This is a genomic window from Microbacterium sp. W4I4 (genome assembly GCF_030816235.1).
In the GTDB taxonomy this organism is placed as follows: Bacteria; Actinomycetota; Actinomycetes; order Actinomycetales; family Microbacteriaceae; genus Microbacterium.
Window position 1 is genome coordinate 3,162,638 of record NZ_JAUSXT010000001.1, and the last position, 14,899, is coordinate 3,177,536.

General features: G+C 65.5%; 15 protein-coding genes. 9 read left to right on the forward strand and 6 right to left on the reverse strand.

The genetic code is table 11. The features are described 5' to 3' along the window. Positions 1–7 precede the first annotated feature (7 nt). A complete protein-coding gene (locus tag QF046_RS14930; RefSeq protein ID WP_307371284.1) occupies positions 8–388 on the forward strand; it encodes a hypothetical protein in 381 nt (126 codons plus the stop codon). A 371-nt stretch (positions 389–759) separates the two neighbouring features. On the opposite strand, the gene QF046_RS14935 is transcribed toward QF046_RS14930, so the two are convergent. Continuing rightward, the gene (locus tag QF046_RS14935) at positions 760–2,253 is read right to left on the reverse strand and encodes an SCO6880 family protein (protein ID WP_307371285.1); all 1,494 of its coding nucleotides are present in this window, start codon (positions 2,251–2,253) and stop codon (positions 760–762) included. Further along, positions 2,250–3,281 carry a hypothetical protein gene (locus tag QF046_RS14940; RefSeq protein ID WP_307371287.1) on the reverse strand — a complete coding sequence of 344 codons (1,032 nt, stop codon included), beginning with the start codon at positions 3,279–3,281 and terminating at the stop codon, positions 2,250–2,252. Before QF046_RS14940 ends, QF046_RS14935 begins: the two co-directional genes overlap by 4 nt. Between QF046_RS14940 and QF046_RS14945 the strand changes: the two genes are divergently transcribed. Further along, positions 3,280–3,417, forward strand: coding sequence for a hypothetical protein (locus tag QF046_RS14945; protein WP_307371290.1), 138 nt, complete (start codon positions 3,280–3,282; stop codon positions 3,415–3,417). The two genes, QF046_RS14940 and QF046_RS14945, sit on opposite strands and share 2 nt — an antisense overlap. A gap of 316 nt (positions 3,418–3,733) precedes the next feature. Here QF046_RS14945 and QF046_RS14950 read toward each other — a convergent pair whose 3' ends face one another. From QF046_RS14950 to QF046_RS14960, 3 genes are read right to left on the reverse strand one after another with little or no spacing between them, the layout of a single operon-like run. After that, the gene (locus QF046_RS14950; RefSeq protein ID WP_307371292.1) at positions 3,734–4,021 is read right to left on the reverse strand and encodes a hypothetical protein; all 288 of its coding nucleotides are present in this window, start codon (positions 4,019–4,021) and stop codon (positions 3,734–3,736) included. Positions 4,022–4,038: 17 nt separating this feature from the next. Further along, a complete protein-coding gene (locus tag QF046_RS14955; protein WP_307371294.1) occupies positions 4,039–4,656 on the reverse strand; it encodes a M23 family metallopeptidase in 618 nt (205 codons plus the stop codon). 1 nt (position 4,657) lies between these two features. Beyond that, entirely contained in the window at positions 4,658–5,389 is a 732-nt protein-coding gene (locus QF046_RS14960; RefSeq protein ID WP_307371295.1) for a hypothetical protein, read from the reverse strand. A 278-nt stretch (positions 5,390–5,667) separates the two neighbouring features. Between QF046_RS14960 and QF046_RS14965 the strand changes: the two genes are divergently transcribed. The 6 genes from QF046_RS14965 to QF046_RS14990 all read left to right on the forward strand — a co-directional run bounded on the left by QF046_RS14965 (position 5,668) and on the right by QF046_RS14990 (position 10,642). Beyond that, entirely contained in the window at positions 5,668–5,985 is a 318-nt protein-coding gene (locus QF046_RS14965) for a hypothetical protein (protein ID WP_307371297.1), read from the forward strand. A 577-nt stretch (positions 5,986–6,562) separates the two neighbouring features. Further along, a complete protein-coding gene (locus QF046_RS14970) occupies positions 6,563–6,769 on the forward strand; it encodes a hypothetical protein (RefSeq protein WP_307371299.1) in 207 nt (68 codons plus the stop codon). A gap of 5 nt (positions 6,770–6,774) precedes the next feature. Continuing rightward, the gene (locus QF046_RS14975; RefSeq protein WP_307371302.1) at positions 6,775–7,695 is read left to right on the forward strand and encodes a BadF/BadG/BcrA/BcrD ATPase family protein; all 921 of its coding nucleotides are present in this window, start codon (positions 6,775–6,777) and stop codon (positions 7,693–7,695) included. Then, positions 7,695–8,468, forward strand: a complete 774-nt coding sequence (locus QF046_RS14980) for a GntR family transcriptional regulator (RefSeq protein WP_307371304.1) — start codon at positions 7,695–7,697, stop codon at positions 8,466–8,468. The genes QF046_RS14975 and QF046_RS14980 overlap by 1 nt, the downstream gene beginning before the upstream one ends. Positions 8,469–8,537: 69 nt before the next feature. Continuing rightward, positions 8,538–9,899: a hypothetical protein gene (locus tag QF046_RS14985; protein WP_307371306.1), complete on the forward strand. Its 1,362-nt coding sequence runs from the start codon at positions 8,538–8,540 to the stop codon at positions 9,897–9,899. Continuing rightward, entirely contained in the window at positions 9,896–10,642 is a 747-nt protein-coding gene (locus QF046_RS14990; protein ID WP_307371308.1) for a sugar isomerase domain-containing protein, read from the forward strand. The genes QF046_RS14985 and QF046_RS14990 overlap by 4 nt, the downstream gene beginning before the upstream one ends. Positions 10,643–10,875: 233 nt before the next feature. Here QF046_RS14990 and QF046_RS14995 read toward each other — a convergent pair whose 3' ends face one another. Continuing rightward, complete coding sequence (locus tag QF046_RS14995) at positions 10,876–11,970, reverse strand: LacI family DNA-binding transcriptional regulator (RefSeq protein WP_307371310.1); 1,095 nt, start codon at positions 11,968–11,970, stop codon at positions 10,876–10,878. 132 nt (positions 11,971–12,102) lie between these two features. Here QF046_RS14995 and QF046_RS15000 point away from each other — a divergent pair, with 132 nt between their 5' ends. Then, the gene (locus tag QF046_RS15000; RefSeq protein WP_307371312.1) at positions 12,103–14,895 is read left to right on the forward strand and encodes a hypothetical protein; all 2,793 of its coding nucleotides are present in this window, start codon (positions 12,103–12,105) and stop codon (positions 14,893–14,895) included. The last annotated feature ends 4 nt before the right edge of the window (positions 14,896–14,899 follow it).

The following is a 14,899-nucleotide window of genomic DNA, read 5'->3' on the forward strand; positions in this document are numbered from 1 at the left end:
CGTCGGTGTGGACGATGCAGCGATCGAGCGCTTCCAGGAGGGCTGCGTGTTCCACGGCGGTGAGGCTCGCACTGGGGAGGGCGGCTTGGACGAGGGAGGTGAGGACGGTGATGCGACGCTGTTTCACCATCAGCTCATGCTGCTCGTTCGTGACATCGGTGCGTCGTGGGCCGCGGTCGAGTGGGTTGAGTCTCGTGTCGAACGCGCCGCCGAGGCGGATGACGTTCCCACCGGGGACCGCTTCCGCGACCGTCCGCCATTCTCCCTTCGGGTCCGAGGGGACCACGGCCTGGTGGCCGAAGGCCATGGACCGGGTGACGAGCGTCTTGATGACCGCGGACTTGCCGGCGCGGTAGGCGCCGAGCACGAGAACGTTCGTGGAGAATGAGCCCCGGTCGGTGCTGTCGGCGTAGGTCTCCCAGGGGGAGAAGTGCCACAGGGCGTCGGCGTTGAGGTCGACGCCGAGGATCGGCCCGCGATGCCCGAGCCCGGCATCCGCAACGAACGGATAGATCCCCGCGACATGCTGCGACGTCGCCTGATGCGGCGGGACATTCACGGCGGCGAGATTCCAGTACCCGCCCTCGGTGAGCCCCGGCCCGAACGGCCCCGGCACCGCCGGCTCCGGGAGCGTCTGCTCCCGACGACGAGTCCTTACCGGCTCAGAGCCGCGGTGCTCGTTCGCGCGTTCGCGCCGCCCCTGCCGACGCTCCTTCCAGGAGAGCCCGCTGGCTTCGAAGTCGATCCGTTGCCGGCTCATCACTTCATCCCCAGCCCCATCGGCAGGGCGTTCACCATGAGGGCCTCGGCCTGTTGGCAGTACAGGATCTGTGCTTCCATCTCCGCCTGCGCCAGTGCGTTCCGCATCCCGGCGATGGCCTGATCGAGTTGCTCCTCATCCGGGGCGGTGACGGTGAGGTACCCGCCGTACCGGAACTCGCCGTGCCCGGCGACGAGCTCCTGCTCTTCCTTCTCCAGCGCTGTCCAGTCCGCTGCATCTGCCGCTGACCCGTCCGCTCCGCGCTTCGCGCGGAGGCGTTCGTTGCCGCGCCACACCTTTTTCTCATCACGCACCCGCTTCAACGCCCGCTTCAACGGCACCGGGGTGAGGACGAGGGAGAGGATGTGGGTGACGGCTTCGCCGGTGTGCGGGTGTCGGGCGAACACGATCGGGGACACGAACCCCACATGCGCATCAGAGCGCGGCCACTCGTGAATCCACATCGTCGTGTGCACACCGGAGTCGGTACGCACCAGATGATTCACCCCGCGCGGCTCCTCCAGATACATCGGCCCCATCGCAGCCAGGTCCACACCCGCCGTCGCGTCGGTGCGGTTCTGGATGGTGGAAGCGAACTCCGGGTCGAAGGTGATGCGGGTGAGTGCGGCGATCTCCCGCGGTGACAGCCACTTGCGGACGTTGATCTTCGCGGCGCTGAGCGCGTCCGAGAGGGTGCGGGTCTCGACGAATGCCAGCGCCTGCGCCCCCTCACGGCCCCCGCCGAGCGCTTTCACCTGCGCGCTCGATGCGATCAGGTCCAGGGTGAAGGTGAGGTAGTTGCGGTGGGCGACCGCGAACCGCTCCGAGTCGTTCATCACCCGCTCGTAGTTCTCCGCGAGCACCGAGGTGCGATCCATCTCCCGCCGCTGGGCCATGGTGTCGTAGTGTTCGCGGGCGCTGCGGATCGTTGTGGGCAGCGTGCGCTCCTGCAGCGTGACCCGCTTGATGCCCGGGCGTTGGGTGAACGACGCGAGCACCCGCGACCATTGCTGGGCAAGGTCCAACCGCTCCGGCTCGTCATGCATGAGGAAACCTTGAACCTCGAGCTCCGCAGTGACGGAGACGGTTCGGCCGTGCGGGTCGTAGACGCACGCGATGCCCTCGACATCCCACAGCTGCACCGACGCGCGCACCCCAGGCAAGTTCAGCGTGCCGACCAGCTGTGGGCGCTCGGGACGGTAGGCCTGCGTGGTCGCACCCGTCGCATGCCGGACCTGCTTCATCAACCACAACCCCGCCATCTTCGGAGCCGACATCCCATGCACCGTCACCACCGCCGAGACCCCCAACGCAAGATAGAGGGGAGCCGCGTAGAGGAGCCCGACGGGTCCGAACCGGTTCACGAAGATGAGCACAACAACGGCTGCGGCGGCGATGAAGGCGAGCTGCCAGCCGTCCATGCCGAGCACGATCCCCTGGCGGGACCGCCCGGGCAGGCGGACCGGACGGGAACTGTCGGATGCAGAACTCATGACTGCTTCCCCTCAGAATTCGGAACAGGTGCGGATGCCGGCGGCGACGCCGGACGACTCGACGCCGACCCGGTGTACCGCGCGGACGTGGTCGGCGCGGCAGAAGAGGCGGATGCTGCAGGGCGAGCGCCCGAAGGTCGGGTGCCCGCGGGCCGGGCAACACCTCGGCGGGCGGAGCCGGAACCAGACACTGCTTGTGCGACGGCGGCGGCGCGCGCGGGCGCCGCGCCCTTGGTGACACCGGCTGGTAGGGCGCCGAGGCGTGAGGGCAGTCGGGCGGCGGAGCGTGCGGCGCCGGACGCGACCCGCCCCGCCCCGGAACCGAGTCGTGATCCGAGGGCGTCGGATGCGGACGCGCCGACGAAGCTGAACAGCCCGAACACCGCGAAGGGGGCGAACGCCGCGAGGGCGAGACCGATCAGCAACGGCCAGGACTGCGGATCCCAGATCGTTGAGACTTCAGCGAGCCCGTTGATGATCAACGTCACGAACCCGATCGTCAACGGCCCCGCCAACAGCAGAGCGACCGTGGCGGACACGTAGCGGACCACCCACTGCGGGCCGACGCTCTTGACGGGGAACAGCATCCACGCCACCGGGCCCACCGTGATCAACGCCGCCAACGCGATGTTGCGGAAGGTGAAGACCAGCACCAGGAGCAGCATCGACAGCAGCAGCATCCCGTGGATGAGGAACGCGAAGAAGTAGTTCGCCTGCCCGCCCGCCCACATCACCTTCTGCAACGTCCGGAACAGCGCCACCGGCCCGTCACGATTCAGGATGTACCAGGTGAGATCATCCACCGCATTAAGGACGTGTCCCAGCATCCACAACGTCAGCGGCACGGCAGGGACCGCGAGGAAGCTCCGGATGATCGCCCCGACGAGCTCATCACGGTCCCCGGAGATAACCGCGGCGGCAATCGACCAGACCATCGCAGCGAACAGCACCACCAGGACGGCCCACTGCCAGAACGACCACTCATTCACCGCGGCAGTCCACAGAACGCTGCTCGTATCGAACTTCATGCTCGACGCCACCAGCATCATCGCCGACGTCGCCGTCAACGCCATCCCTCGCCCCGCGTTCTCGAACGTGACACACACCGCATCACCGAAACTGCAGCCGTACTCGACCAAGAGCGGCCTGCCTCCTGCCGCTTGAATCGCAGCGACGTGTCCCTCGTACGTCGTGCACACCGTCGTATCCGAGCCGTTCATGAAGACGCCGATGAAGCAGGCCTGCGGCTTGACATCCTTGGGATTCGTGGGGGTGCACGAGACCTGACGGGAAGCCTCGTTGCAGGCCACCGGGTATGTCGGTGCCGACCAGGACTCGCCAGTCACGGAGTCCAACTGCGTGCGCGGTTGAACGGTGCCGGTCGATGACGGCAGCGCGGCAGCAACCGCGGGGCTGATTACGCACACCACAGTGAGGAATCCGAGGAGGATCCCTACCAGTGCGGTGCGGAGGGTGCGCATCAGAAGCCGAAGTCGAAGTTCACGAACCAGGCGAACAGCCCGTTCGCCGCGCCCAGGATCGCGGCGGCGATGAAGATCCAGAGGATGTTCTCTCCCGCCCAGGTGCGCACGCGGTCTGAGGCGAGTCCGCGGAAGGCGAGTGCGGCGCCGGCGAGGATGAGCATGATCAACACGACGAGCATCGCCCCGGCGAGGATGTAGGACGCGATGACTTGAAGGCCCTGGAAGAACGGGGCGGAGAAGTCCGGGTTGATGTCTGGGATGTCGACGTCGGCTGGCAGTTTCACGATGATTCTCCTTTGGATCACTTCAGCGGTAGGCCGAGCGCGGCCATGAATGGTTGCGGGTCGATGGCGACACCGCTCTTGCGGACTTCGTAGTGGAGGTGACAGCCGGTCGAGTGGCCGGTGCTGCCCTCGGTGCCGATGCGCGCCCCGACGGTGACGTGCTGGCCGACAGCGACCTGAAGCGAGCCCCATTGCATGTGGCCGTAGAGGGTCTCGAGTCCGTCGCCGTGGTCGATCAGGACGGTGTTGCCCCACCCGAAGTACGAACCCGCAACAGTGACGACCCCACCGCCGGCGGCATAGACGGTGCTTCCGCAGCCCTGGGCCATGTCATAGCCCTTGTGCTCGGTCGAGCAATAGCTGCAGCCCTTGACCGGGTTGTGCCCGAACCCACGACCTTTCCGATAGCTGCCGGCCAGCGGGTATCCCCAGTCGCCCTCGGCAACCGGCGCAGACCCCGACAGCGCGGAAGAGTCGGACTGAGCTGGGGCGCCGGCGAGGGCAAGCGGAACCACAAGCAGTGGCGAGAGAATCACAACCAGTACGAGTGTGACGGGGAGGAACAGTGTCAGTGCTACCCGGCGTGCGGTCCTCGCTTTCGCGAGGGCCGATAGGGCCAGCAGTGGGGCGGCCACGTCACGGCTCCATCGGCTCCGAGAAGTAGCGGACGATCTTGCAATCGCCGGGCTGCTGGTCGCTATCAGGGGTGGGGATGCTCTCGCCGCCGCACAGGACCTGCACGCTGACGCGGGCCTGCTCGTCGTACGAGTTCTCCGTGCCGTTGTTATCGGCACGGGTATAGGTGAGGGTGACGTCGGCGGTGCCGATCTTCATCAGACCTGTGGGGTCCTCAGAAACCGGCACGTAGTCGATATCGCCCCTCACCGTAGCGCGGACTCGACCCTTCTCCGCCGCGAGGGAGTTCCAATCGTCCTCGGGGAGCACGACGGCCTGCCGCATCTCGAGCTGTGACCCCGACATGGCATCCTTCGCGTCGGTTTCTGACGTGTAGCGAGTGTCGGGGGTGAACCAGGAGTCGAGGTACGCCAACCATGCGTCGCGATCACCATGCTGGGTGTCGAACGTCGCCGCCGCTTCAAGGGCTGCCCGGATGTAGACATCAGCGTCGGTGGTGATCGGCTCGGGAACCCACCCGTGCTCGGCCACAGATGCGTCTACGGCATCGGCCGGAGTGTTGCTCGGTGTTGACGGAGGCGTCGATGGTTGCGTCGTGCCGGAGGGCGTAGGCGTCGGGCCCTGAGCATTCAGGGTCGAGCTGATGATGATGGCGATGATCCCGGCGACCAGGATGGCACCGCCGATCCACGCCCACAGCAGATGGCGTCCTTGCTTCCGCTCCCTGGCCACGATGGTCAGCCCTCCCGAAATCTCAGGATGGCGACGATGCGCGGACTGCACTGAGCCGGCATACGCCGCAGTGACTGACTGGACGCTACTCCAGTTCGGTTTGCCGCGTCTGTAGGCCATTTGGGGGACAAGCTCGCCGAACCACCCCCGAAACGGAGCCGATCCGACTGCGTCACCTCGAACATGCACTGAACGGTACACCCGTTCAGTCGTGAAGTAAACGGGTAATTCGTGTGCTCGGTCTGGACGCGACTGCGGGGCACGAGCACAATGGGAGGATGCCGAAATACGCGCGCCCAGCAGATGGCGACGGAGCCGAGGGGCCCCTCGCCATCTTGGGTAACCGCGTAATGGCCGGCATCATCCGGCAGCTGCGCAAGACGCCGAATGTTGGGCGCAAGGTCGTCGCTGACGCGCTTCAGGTGCCGGCGTCGACGCTCGTGCCGTATCTTGGAGAGCTCGAGGCAGCGGGGCTGCTGCTAGCCGACCCGCCTCGAGGGGAGCGCAAGCGAGGAGAGTGGGTCAGGTACCGCGTCAATGATGAGGCGGTAACCGAGATCTACCTGAGGCTGGGGCAGGAGATCGGCGAGATCTAGTCTCCTGAATTCCGGTTCTCAACGGCCTGCGCCAAAGGGATGAAAGGGGCTCGGGGTGCGATGCGTTGCCATGTCGAGCGTACACCGCCGAAAATGACCCATGCGGTAGCGGAGTCGCGGCTGCTCCGCGTAGGGCTCGACGGAACGTCAGTGGCCAGAAAACTGCCCATAGGCGGCCCATGAGACCGCCCACTGGCGACCAGCAGAACTGCCCGCTGGTAGCCGTGAGATCTGCCCGCTTGGCCCTTCGGCGATTCTTGACGCCTGCTCGTAATGCCGCTAGCTTAAGTGGACTAGTCCAATAGTCACCGAGGAGTAGCCCATGCTCGACTCAGGCCGTCGCCTCTCATCCGAGTGGCCTAATGCATACCCAGCGGCTGATCACTGGCTGGCGGCCGCGCGCTCTTCGATGCTCTCGATCTCGCCGACGAGCGACTCGATGCCAACTTCGGCGAGAGTTCTGCCATCTCGATCGACGTTCAAAGGGCAGTCGACGTCGCGGTGGGCGGCCCAGTGGCGCCGAACCGCTGGGAGGCGGGGATCGCGACGAGTACGACGATCGAACACAGTGGTGAGGATGAAGTTCGCGCAGGCGCATGTCCTGCACAGTGTTCTTCGCGGTGTCAACGAACGCCTCTGCGGCGAGCGGTGGGCGCCGGAGGATTCGGTGAACGACCGTAACATGGACGGCATCGAAGCGAGTTGGGGGTCAGCTGTCGAGCGCCTCGACGTCGATATCGATGCGCTCGGGCTTCCTGTCGAGATGGCGGGAATCGAAGAATGAGCGCGATGGATGTCTTCGTCGACGTCGGCAAGTCGGGGACGCGCCTGCACGTCGTCGCTGGTGGCGTAGTCCGCACTTTCCTTGGCGAGGGGATCTCTCCGACGCAGCGGGGCGATCATGGGCGCGTTCTTGGGTCGATCATTGCGAAGCTGCTCGTCCAGGCAAGTGCGCGCTCGACTGAGAACCTGCTGGTCGGATCCACGAGCGAGCTCTCGCCGACGGAGCATCGATCGCTCGTCGCGCAGGTGCGTGCTGTGCTCCCGACGGCGAGAATTGCCGTCGCTGACGATGGGACGCTAGCGCACGCAAGACTCTTCAATGCTCCCGGGGTTCTCCTGGCCGCGGGGACAGGCGTGATAGTCATCGGCCGATCCGCGAGCGGTGAGTTACGTCGTTTCGACGGGTGGGGTCCACTTGCCGGGGACCGCGGGTCCGCGGCAGACGTCGGGCGGTCCGCGCTCCGTGCGGCGTACCTTGCGGCGGACGAGCAGCGTGACAGTCCACTCCGCGATGGCGTTGCGCGGCTGTTGGGCGGGACCGACCTGGTCACTGCGCGGAGCATCCTAATGGACGCGCAGTGGCCGGCGACGCTCGCCGGGCTGGCGAACCTCGTCGGTGATCTTGCCCTGGAAGGGTCAGCGGAGGCGTCGGAGATCCTCGATGCGGCTGCGGCCGCCCTGATGGGAACTGTACGGACCGCCGCCGAACGCACAGGCGTCAAGGACCTCTTGGTGACCGGTCGCTTCGGCACAGCGCCAGCCATCCGCCTGCGACTTGCGACGCATGCTGAGGCGCAAGGGATCCGGATCGTGCCTGCCCTTCCCGCGACGGCGGTTAGCGCAACCGAAATTCTGGCTGGGCCCTATCAGGTGAACATGACGATCGCGGACGACCGCGATCTCTCCAAGTTGGAGGGAGGCTCCTGATGGTGCGACGATATCGCGTCAATATGTCCGCCCTCGACCTGCGAGGCGAGCTCTCCGAGGAACGGCCGCGAGGCGACCAGATCCGGGAACGGCTGGAAGACCTTGCGGCCCGGTTGGGCCCCGGTACCATCATCCCGTCTGATCGTCAGCTCGCCGAGCACTTCGGAGTCGCGCGGATGACGGTGCGAACGGAGATCAAGCGCCTGACGTTCGACGGGGTCCTGGAGGTGGAGCAGGGGCGCGGGACGTTCGTCTCCAGCGCTCCTCGATTCGCGCCCGAGTGGGGAACTTCGTACACCTTCTCGGCGCGGGCAGCACAGGGGGAACCGAGCGCGACCCTGGTGCAGAGTGCTGCGACCGCGGCGGATGCGCGTACGGCGGGGCTGCTGAGGATTCGAGAAGGGGACCCAGTCTTTACACTCACCCGACTCCGCGCGCTGGATGGTCGCCGCGTCGGCGTCGAACGCGTGAGCATCCCCCTCTCCCGCTTTCCGGGGTTAGAGGAAGTCAACCTGGAAAACACCTCCTTATACAGAGTGCTCGCGGAGCGCTGGGGGCTCATGCGTGGCGGATCGACGGGTCGTGTCGCCGCAACGCTGCCGAGCGAGTCGGACGCGGCGCTCCTTGGAGTGACCGTACGCGACCCGTGCCTGGTTGTGCAGATGATCAGCACCGACGCCGACGGTGTGGTTTTCGAGGTCGGCCGTTCGGTCTACCGTGCCGATCGCTATGAGGTCGGAATCGACCTGATGCATTCACGAGCTGATGGCTGACTTCAGCGGCGCGGCAGTATTCGCGCATCCGGTGATTGGCGAGGGCCGTCGGCCAGGAGGAGGACAATCGTGATCGAGAGCGGAACAACGGTTCAAGCAGATCGGGAGTACGGCGGTTTGTGGATGCGCGCTGGGGTGAGAGACGTCACACCGAGCATCTCGGGCCCGCTTGCGGGCTTCGAGGCCCGGCGCGGCAGATCCAGCACGGGCAGGCAGGACGCGCTCGAGGCGGCCCTCCTCATCGTCGGAGACCCACGCTCCCGTGTTGCCTGGCTCACGATCGACGTGATTGCCGTTCCGAGTCCGCTTGCGATGCGGCTGCGTGACGCTGTGCGTACCGGATTGAATGAGCAGTCGCTCCCCGTGGTCGTCGCCGCTTCGCACACCCATTCTGCGCCGCTCGACTGGGTGGGCAGTATTCACCCAGGGCATTCCGGTGAATCCGATCAATTCGTCGTCTCAGAACTTGTAGATCACGTTCGAGCACTCGCGGCGAGCATTTCGATGCAGTCTCAGGTGCCCGTGGTGGCGGGGTGGGCGGAGCGTCAGGCGGTGGGGCTGGGCGCGAATCGGCTCGATCCTCAAGGCCCCCATGATGACCGGGTCGGTGTGCTGGCACTCCGTTCCGTGCAGAATGGTGCTCTGCGGGCGGTTCTCTTCGATGCCGCGACGCATCCCACGGTGTATGGACCGGACAACCTTCGCTGGTCCGCGGATTGGCCCGGCGTAGCACGACGGGTAATGCGCGCGGCCGCGGCAGAGATGAACTCCGCAGCTGGGCATATCGATCCAGAACCGATCTTCCTCTTTCTCCAAGGTGCAACGGGTGATGTCAGTACCCGGTTCACACGCCGAGGAAACGACGCGGTCGAAGTCGCGCGCCTCGGTGCCATCGCGGCTGCCGCGGGGATCGCCGCCATCGCCCACGATGCGCGGCCGCTGAGTTCACGGGTTCGTCATATCGCCCGAGTGGTCGATTTCGAACGTCGGGTTCTGCCGTCCAGAGAGGCAGCCGAACGGGAGGTCAGCGAGGCCGTCTCAGCACGTGAAGGAACGGCCGGACTCTCGCCGATCAAACCCCAGGTGCGGCTTGCGCAGTCGCGCGTTGAGGGTGCGCTCGTGCAGCGCGCGCTCGTGGACGCGGACCCCGCTCGAGTGATCGCGTGCGAAATGTCTGTAACGGCGATCGGTGACGCGGCATGGATTCACGTTCCTGTTGAGCTCTTCTCGAGCATCGGAGAGCGGATTCGTGCGGGCAGCCCTTTCCCGACGACTCGAGTCATCGGCTACGCGGACGGGTACCTCGGATACCTCCCTGACGAGCCCGCTTTCGTCCAGGGCACCTACGAAGCGCTGTCCAGCCTGTTCCCCGCTGAGGCGGCGGATCGTCTCGTTCGCGAGGCGTGGGAGATGTTAGAGGAGATCCGATGAAGTACGACTACCCCACCATTGCTCATTCCGTTATTGACGCGTTGTCAGTGGGACAAGGTCCTGCGATAGATGAGGCGGTCGCGCTCATCACTCCCCGGCTGCGAAGGGGAGGCGTACTGCACGTGTTCGGCACTGGCCACGCACGTATTCCGATGCACGAGATGGCTGGGCGGGCGGGCGGACTAGCCCCTGTGAATCTTGTCCGTCTCAGTGATCTCGTCTTTCGCGGCGGACATGAGCCCGCCAAACTCGCAAATCCGTTGATCGAGCGCGATCCGGAGTGGGCGGCCCCGCTCCTTGAGCTCGTCGCCCCCGAGGCGGACGACGTCTTCCTTATCGCCTCGAACTCCGGGATCAACGGCGTCGTAGTGGAGTTTGCCCGACTCGTTCGCAAAGCGGGATTCCCGACTGTGGCGCTGACGTCGGTCGCGCACAGCACGTCCGTTCCCTCCCGGCACCCCTCAGGGCTACGGCTGCGCGACCTCGCTGATGTGGTGATCGACAATGGCGCTCCCGCGGGTGATGCAGCGCTGGAGCTTTGCGATGGGACGGCTGTGGGAGCGGTATCGAACCTGGCGGGAGTCATTGTTGTTCAGATGCTCACGGAAGGCATCGTGCGGGCGTTGCTCGCTGTTGGGGAGCCTCCGCTCGTATTCCGTTCGATGAATCTCCCCGATGGCGACGCGCGAAATGCGGACCCGCTTGCTGCGTTTGCGGGCCGCGTACATCCGATCGAACCTTGAGTTGTGCTGCACGCGTGAGAGAGAAGGTCGGGCAGCGTCCTGACGGATGCGAGAGTGGTCGCCGACGGCAGAGACTCGTCGCTACGTTCGGTTTTCAGAGCGGTGAACTCAATAGCCCGACCATAGTGTACGAGGCGAGCTCTGATCGGTCCGGCACCATGCGGCACGTGGTTGCCAAACGCATCCGCGGCCCAGCTAGATGCTCGCCTCCGAGATTGGAATCCGCTCGCAGATCAACTGATCGCATCTCCGGTGGAGCGCCGCGGGAGGAAGGCCGGAGCGAAATACCGGAGGTGTCCACCCTTTAAGGAATGCCCAAGGCCGAGGGCTGCCGCCACCTTGTCGATCGCCGCGGCGCCCATCTCCTCGAGATGGAGATCGTAAGCCGACATCGGAGGTGACGTGAACGGTGCGATGGTTGACTGAAATGTGATGATTTCGAGATCGCCCGGGATAGACAGGCCCAGTTCCTCCGCGCGACGCAAAAGATCGTAGGCCGCGAGGTCATCGACCGCAACGATTGCAGTCGGCCGACTGCCCTCCGAGGGGAGTAGTTCCCGTGCACGAGCAATCCGCGGGGACACGTCGCTGTGGTCGTATCGCAGGATGCCGCTGGTAGCGGACACGCCGTGTTTCTTGGTCGCTTCCTCCCACCCGCGGCAGTAATCACGCACGACAGACGTTTCCTGTTCGCCGACGACGAGACGGAGCTCGTGATGGCCGCGCGAGACCAACCGAGAGACGGCGTCGGTGATTCCCGCACGGACGTCGGCGACCACGGCATCGACATCGGGATCGCCGTCGAAGTGGCGATTCAGTAGTACGAACGGGAGTCCAGCCTTCCTGAGAGGCTCGATGTGCTCGGGGAGCAGGTCGGTGAATGTCTGTACGACGACGGCATCCGCGCCGTCGCGCGCGAGGAGGGTGCGGAATGCTGAGCCGGTGGCAATTTCCTCATCCGTGACGCGGATGAGACGGATATCGAGGCCGAGCTCCGCTGCTCGGAGCAGAGCGCCATCGAGCATTCCGCTCAAGAACGTCCCGATACGGTAGCTCTGGACAGCGGATGCGGGGTCGGATGCGCCGCTCATCACAATGGCGCAGCGGGTGGAAGCCCTGCCGCGGCTTCCAAGGAGCCGTGCGTGCGCGCTCGGTGCATAGCCGAGCCTGTCCGCGACGTCGCGCACACGCTGGCGCGTGGCCTCGTTAACGTCGCGGTAGCCCGAGAGCGCACCCGACGCCTGAGCCAGGCTGACTCCCGCAGCGTCGGCCACGTCCTGCAACCGGACGCGACGGCCAGCACGATCACCTACTTTATCGCTCGCCATTGACCGGCTCCCTCCGGGCGCTCGCCCACTCGGGGTCTCGCCTCGGCCTAGTTTATGGCAATCCTTGACTTCCGAAGCGCTTCGGCAATAGGCTCGCGGCCATCCAGACATCACTCTCATCAGGAGGTCCTCGTGCGCCGACGTCTTTGGTTTGCATCCGGCTTGGTAGTCGCCCTGGTCAGCGCACTGCTGGTCACGTCACCGCCGCCGCCAGCTCGGGCTGCGAGCGCGGGCGGGTCCTTCGCTGACATGGGCGGCGCTGTGCAGGGGATCACCCGCTTCGACGGCGGATTCTTTACCGACAGCTCCGGCCGCCTTCTGTCTTGGAGCGTGAACTTCGGTCCCTCAGCGGAGTTCTCGGTCTCCACGGTGCACGACAGTCCGAACACGACCGTCTTCAGTGCCGAGTTGAGCGGCGCGCACGGATCACAGAACTCCGTGCAGGCATCGGATGGATCGATCTACTTCGGTACCTATCCCAACGGACGTCTCTATCGGTACAACCCCGCGACGAGCACGATCACCAACCTCGGGCAGCCCGTCACGAACACCTCGTATGTCTTCGGGCTCTCTGCCTCCACGGATGGACGGATCTCCCTGGGGACGTTCCCGAGCGCGCACGTGCTGACGTACTCGCCGTCCGCGGGATTCACCGATCTTGGGCAGATCGCGCCCGGCAGCGGAAACCAGTACGTCCGCTCCACCGGATTCGACACCCTGCACAACAGGGTCTACGCGGGGGTCGGTTCCGTGAGTAACCGCATCTACTCTGTCGACATCACCACGAAGGCACAGACGCTCATCACCTCCACGACCGCGATGCCCGTGGACATCACGGTGATGGAGAACCGTGCCTTGTCAGATGCGGACGGGCAGCTCGTGCTCATCAACACCGACACGAATGCGCGGATCCAGCCGAAAGACGCCGCAGGTAACACCGTCTCATCGTTCCGCGCGGTATCCCGGGGCTTCTCGCGTCCGCGGAACTACCTCAGCTACTTCACCACGGAGGTGGCCGTCGCCGGCGAGATCGAACGCCGCATCGGAACATATGACTTCCGCACCGACACCGTCGTCGCCACTCCCACTGTGCTCCCCACCGCACTCGGATACGGCTGGCACACGATCGGCGGTGCGCTGACGTTGCACATGATCACCAACAACTACGGACCCGACTACTCGACGTACGTCCCGGCGACAGCAGCCACTGCAACCGGCACCCTGGCGGTGCCGACGCAGCCGCAGGAGCTCCACAACGTGCTGGCGAATCCAAAGGCGCCAGAGGTGATCGCAAACGCGTTCCTCAATGGCAACAACAGCCAGCTCGACACGCCCAGCGGAACGTACTCCGCCTTCCCGCGGTTCGGCCAGGTGGAGAGCTGGATGATGGAGGGCACCAAGATCTATGCGGGCGTCTACCCTGGCGCCTCGCTCATGGTCTACGACACCGCGACTCCGTCGGTTCCCCCGCGCGAGCTCGCCGAGTTGCACAGCCAGCCGATCGACGGCGGCAACCGTCCTCGGGCGCTGGTGAAGATCGGCAACATCCTCTATGCGGGGACCGCCCCGTTCTACGGGCAGCAGGGTGGAGCGATCGCATCGGTCGATGTGACCGCGCCCTCTCCGGTGACCCCAACGATCACGCGGAACGTCGTCTCCCAGCACACCATCGCGGCCCTCGCCGCGCTTCCCAACGGCAACCTACTTGTCGGCTCGAGCACCGAGGCAGGCGACGGCGCTCCTGCAGGCCCCGGCCCTGCCAAGCTCGTCGAGTGGAACCCCACCACGCGGACGGCGGTGCGTCCCGCGCTCACGCCGAGCTCGTCGGCGCCGAGCATCAGCGCCCTCCTCGTGGAAGGGACGACGGCTTACGTGTTGGAAGGGCCGTCCCTGTATGTCGTGAACACGAGCACATGGACCGTGACGCGCACGGTCCCGCTTTCCGGTGCGGGAAGCTGCACCGCCGACGGAACAGTCGCACGGCATCCCTACAGCGGACTGCTATACGTCGGCTGTGGTGGTGCCTACTATGAGATCGATGGCGCATTCGCGGTGACCAAGCTTTCGATCGGGCGCGCGGCCAAACGACTGAGCATCGGCTACGACGGCGATCTGTACTTCGACGCGGACAGCTCGCTGCCCGGCTGGATGTCCAACGTGGGACGCTGGCACCCCAACCCTTCAGCCACGGCGAGCTGCTCGGGACTCTCGCAGCTCTACGGGGTGTCCGCCCAGTCCGGCGGCGATCAGCTCACCTATACGATCGTGGATCCGGTCACCAACCGGATCAGCACGGGTCTGGTGCAGACCGCGACTCCTCTGCCGTTCACCGTGAAAGCGATCGCCGCGCACAACATCAACACCCTGTTCGCGACGTCGACGAACGGCGCGCTCTACCAGCTGAACGTGCAGGGCCTGTATGGGGCGGTCACCTTGGCCGGGGTCACGCAGCTCGCGGCGTCCGGATGGGGCGACGTTGACAAGCTGACGTCGGACGGGACCCGGCTCTACGCGACGACGACCGCCGGCGCGTTCACGCGCTATCCCGTCACACTCGCGAAGCCGGCGTCGACAATCGGCACGGGGACGCTCATCGGCACGGGGTTCGTGCTCAAGACGCTCGCCGCCGAAGCGCCGAACCAGATCATCGCGACCACCAACGTGGGCGAGCTCGTTGGCTACAAGATCTCCAGCACGGGAGGCTGGACGCGATCGTCGCTGCGGGCGAGCACCTGGAACTTCGAGTCGCTCTCTGCGGTGAACGGTCTGATCTACGCGCAGAAGAACGGCGAACTGTGGGGCTATCGTGACGCGAACCCCTCCGACGGCTCCGGAACAGACATCTACCAACTCGGCCCGACGAGTGTGCGAGGGTGGACGCAGAAGCTGCTGAGCGCTGTGCCTGCATCCACGCCGAGTTGCTGAAGTC